Annotated in this window: 5 protein-coding genes and 2 pseudogenes; 4 read left to right on the forward strand and 3 right to left on the reverse strand. The window is 72.7% G+C overall.

The window, feature by feature from the left end:
• Nucleotides 1-84: 84 nt before the first annotated feature.
• Nucleotides 85-363 (forward strand): annotated as a pseudogene (locus ABZ749_RS32320) (hypothetical protein); the annotation flags it as partial.
• A 36-nt stretch (nucleotides 364-399) separates the two neighbouring features.
• Here ABZ749_RS32320 and recR read toward each other — a convergent pair.
• Both recR and ABZ749_RS32330 read right to left on the reverse strand, forming a co-directional pair.
• Complete coding sequence (gene recR / locus ABZ749_RS32325) at nucleotides 400-993, reverse strand: recombination mediator RecR (RefSeq protein WP_210780747.1); 594 nt, start codon at nucleotides 991-993, stop codon at nucleotides 400-402.
• Nucleotides 994-1,001: 8 nt separating this feature from the next.
• Nucleotides 1,002-1,310, reverse strand: coding sequence for a YbaB/EbfC family nucleoid-associated protein (locus tag ABZ749_RS32330; RefSeq protein WP_007466279.1), 309 nt, complete (start codon nucleotides 1,308-1,310; stop codon nucleotides 1,002-1,004).
• A gap of 201 nt (nucleotides 1,311-1,511) precedes the next feature.
• Between ABZ749_RS32330 and ABZ749_RS32335 the strand changes: the two genes are divergently transcribed.
• On the forward strand, nucleotides 1,512-2,183 hold the full coding sequence (locus tag ABZ749_RS32335; protein WP_357234537.1) for a DUF998 domain-containing protein: 672 nt from the start codon (nucleotides 1,512-1,514) through the stop codon (nucleotides 2,181-2,183).
• A gap of 99 nt (nucleotides 2,184-2,282) precedes the next feature.
• Here ABZ749_RS32335 and ABZ749_RS32340 read toward each other — a convergent pair whose 3' ends face one another.
• On the reverse strand, nucleotides 2,283-2,609 hold the full coding sequence (locus ABZ749_RS32340) for a hypothetical protein (protein WP_357234541.1): 327 nt from the start codon (nucleotides 2,607-2,609) through the stop codon (nucleotides 2,283-2,285).
• A gap of 112 nt (nucleotides 2,610-2,721) precedes the next feature.
• Between ABZ749_RS32340 and ABZ749_RS32345 the strand changes: the two genes are divergently transcribed.
• Both ABZ749_RS32345 and ABZ749_RS32350 read left to right on the forward strand, forming a co-directional pair.
• Nucleotides 2,722-2,847, forward strand: a complete 126-nt coding sequence (locus ABZ749_RS32345) for a hypothetical protein (protein ID WP_357234544.1) — start codon at nucleotides 2,722-2,724, stop codon at nucleotides 2,845-2,847.
• Nucleotides 2,848-3,057: 210 nt separating this feature from the next.
• A pseudogene (locus tag ABZ749_RS32350) lies at nucleotides 3,058-3,288 on the forward strand (hypothetical protein); the annotation flags it as partial.

Raw genomic sequence — 3,288 nt, forward strand, 5'->3', positions numbered from 1 at the left:
GGCGCGGCCCGCGCGACCGCCCCGGCAAATCGACGCAGATGACGCCGAGCGGCCGTCCGGCCGGAGCGACGCAGCCATCCCGGGCTGGCCGATTCTCCGAGGCGGCATCGCGTCTGCGCAGGTAGCGTCTCCGCCGTGGTCGACTTGGAAGCCGCGATCGGGTTCGTCGTGGCGCACGGGGATGCGGTGGAACGCGCCCGCCTCTCCTGGCTCCGCAACGGCACGGCCGTGCCCGCCGAGTTGCTGGAGACAGCCGAGGTAGGCCAGTCACCGGACGGCGGTTGGCCGGCCACCTGGGGCGGCGAGGTCGCCTCGATCGACGCCACCTGCTTCCGGCTCGTCGAGCTGGACGACCTGGGGGCCCACACGGGTGCCGGCCACCGGCCGTACGTCAGGCGATCAGACCGCGCGGCGCCCCTCGAAGGCCCGACCAAGGGTGATCTCGTCGGCGTACTCCAGATCGCCGCCGACCGGCAGCCCGCTGGCCAGCCGGGTCACCGAGATGCCCATCGGCTTCACCATCAACGCCAGGTAGGTGGCCGTCGCCTCGCCCTCGGTGTTCGGATCCGTGGCCAGGATCAACTCCCGCACCCCGCCGCCACCGAGCCGGATCATCAACTCCCGGATGCGCAGATTGTCCGGGCCGATCCCCTCCAGCGGATTGATCGCCCCACCCAGGACGTGGTAGCGACCGCGGAACTCACCCGTCCGCTCGATGGCCACCACGTCCTTGGGCTCCTCCACCACGCACAGCACCTCCTCGGTGCGACGCTGGTCGCGGCAGATCCGGCACTGCTCGGACTCGGCCACGTTGTAGCAGGTGGTGCAGAACCGCACCAGCTCCTTGACCTTGCGCAGCGCGCCGGCCAGCCGGTTTACGTCGGCCGGATCCGCCGAGAGGACGTGGAACGCGATCCGCTGAGCGCTCTTCGGACCCACGCCCGGCAGCCGACCCAGCTCGTCGATCAGATCCTGGATGGCACCTTCGTACATCTGCCGGCTCAGAAACCGGGCAGGCCGAGGCCGCCCATGCCGCCGGCGACCGGGCCCATCTTGCGCTCGGTCAGCTCCCGGGCCGCCTCGGCGGCGTTGTGCACGGCCGCGACGACCAGATCCTCCAGCGTCTCCACGTCGTCCGGGTCGACGGCCTTCGGGTCGATCTTGATGGCCTTGAGTTCACCGGAGCCGGAGACCGTCGCGGTGACCAGCCCGCCGCCGGCGGTGCCGGTCAGCTCGGCCTCGGCCAGCTCGGCCTGGGCGGCGGCGATCTGCTGCTGCATCTTCTGCGCCTGCTTCAGCATCTGCTGCATGTTCGGCTGTCCACCTGGGCGCACGGGATGGCTCCTTCTCGCACTCGTCTGCTCGACCGCCGCTCAGCCTATCCGCTGGGACCGACCTCGCCCCGCCCGGTGCATCCGCCCACGCCGAGGCTTCGGGTACGGCTACCCCTACCCCGAACCGGCCATCTGCTGGTAGTGCGCCCATACCCGTCGCACTGGTCTGCTCAAGGCATGAACCTCAACCGCACCGGCCGGGTCGGCGCACTGTGCTGGCTCGCGGCCTCGCCCGTCTTCCTCGTCGCCAGCCTGATCACCGGTCTGCGGTGGCGCGAGCCCACCTACAGTTGGGCCACCCACAACATCAGCGACCTCGGCAACGCCCACTGCGGCGTCTGGGACACCACCCGCCCCCGCTACGTCTGCTCACCGTGGCACCCGTTGATGAACACCGCGACACTGGCCACCGCCGTCCTGCTCGCCGGCGGGCTCCTGCTGACCTGGCGGGTTCTCGGCCGCGGCCCGGTGGTGCGCACTGCCCAGACACTCCTGCTGCTGGCCGCCGGCGGATACGCCCTCGTGGCCCTCTACCCGGCCGACATTGACGAGAACCTGCACGTCCTCGGCGCAGTCCTGATCATGGGGATGGGCAACGTCGGCCTGCTCCTCGCCGGCTTCGCACCACGCAGCACGACGCTCGGCAGGTGGCGCCGGCTCACTCTCACCGCCGGGCTCATCGCGCTGGCCGGAACGACACTGTTCGCCGCCCAACAGGGCCTGGGGCTCGGGGTGGGCGGCATGGAACGAGTAGCGGTGCTCCCGTTCCCCCTCTGGGCCTGCGCCCTGGGAGTCCTCCTGACCGAAACCCCCCAACCGCGCGATCTTGCACTTTCTGTCCCAACATAAGGGGCATTCCGAACATAATGACGACCGAAACTGCAAGATCGCCGAGGCGGGGCGGGGCGGGGCGGGGCGAGGCGGGGCGGGGCGGGGCGGGGCGAGGCGTTAGCGGGCGTCGATCTCGTTGATTTTTTCGGCGCCGAAGGTCTCTCTGAGGAGGCGTACCGCCTGCTCCTCGCTGGACTCCCGGGCGGTCTTCTCGTCGATGATCTCGTCCAACGGCTCGTCGCCCGGGTCGAACCCCTCGAAGGCCGGGGTCGCCGCCGGTGCTGCGCCGCCAGGCCGGCCGCCGGCCCGCGCCGGGCCGTCGAAGTCCGGGTCGTAGGGCGGCTCGCCGGCCCATTCGGCGTCCGCGACGGGCCGGGCTGCCGCTCCGGTACGCGCACCGCGCCCCGCCGCCGCCGCGCGAGCCGCGGCGATGGCGCTGCTCACCGGCGCACCACCGGCTGTCGCCGGCTGCCGGGCCGCCGGTGTCGGGTTACCCCGCCCGCCCGGCTTACCGCCACCGGCCGCCGCCCCGGGCCCACCCGAACCATCGGGTCCGGTGCCGTTCGCGCCACCGCCGTTGGCGCCGCTGCCGTTCGGGCCGCTGCCATTCCCGGCGTTCCCGCTTCCAGCGTTCCCGTACCCGGTGCTGCCGTTCGCGCCGGTCGACGCCGGTGCGGAGTGAGGGCTCGGCTCGTTTCCAGCGGACGCGCCACCAGGTCGGGCGGCCTCCGGCCAGTCCTCGTCATCCGTAGCCTCGGCGGCGAGGGTGCCTCCGCCTGGGCGGGCCGCCTCCGGCCAGTCGCCGTCGTCGGCCGCCGCCGGGGCGGACGGCGCTGCGCCCCGCCCACCAGCAGCGTGGCCACCAGCACCATGCCCACCAGCAGCGTGGCCAGTGGAATCCGCACCGACACCGGCACGCGAAGCCGAGCCGGCAGCGCCGCTCGGGTTCGCGGCGATCGGCGAGGTGTTCGTCGGACCGGCGGCGGTCGGGGCGTTGGGTGGCCCACTTCCAGGCCCGGCGGAGTTCAGCCGGTGGCACCCGGTGGCCGGCTTCGGGCAGGCGGCGGGCGCGCTGGAGCGCCACCTCTACCGCCCGGACCGAACGGCGGGTACGGCATTCACC

It is taken from the genome of Micromonospora sp. NPDC047753 (assembly GCF_040642735.1).
Lineage (GTDB): Bacteria > Actinomycetota > Actinomycetes > Mycobacteriales > Micromonosporaceae > Micromonospora.

What these genes read in the sequence shown, in the direction of transcription:
- recR (WP_210780747.1), bottom strand. Translation starts at nt 993, where the DNA reads ATGTACGAAGGTGCCATCCAGGATCTGATCGACGAGCTGGGTCGGCTG.
- ABZ749_RS32330 (WP_007466279.1), bottom strand. Translation starts at nt 1,310, where the DNA reads ATGCAGCAGATGCTGAAGCAGGCGCAGAAGATGCAGCAGCAGATCGCC.
- ABZ749_RS32335 (WP_357234537.1), top strand. Translation starts at nt 1,512, where the DNA reads ATGAACCTCAACCGCACCGGCCGGGTCGGCGCACTGTGCTGGCTCGCG.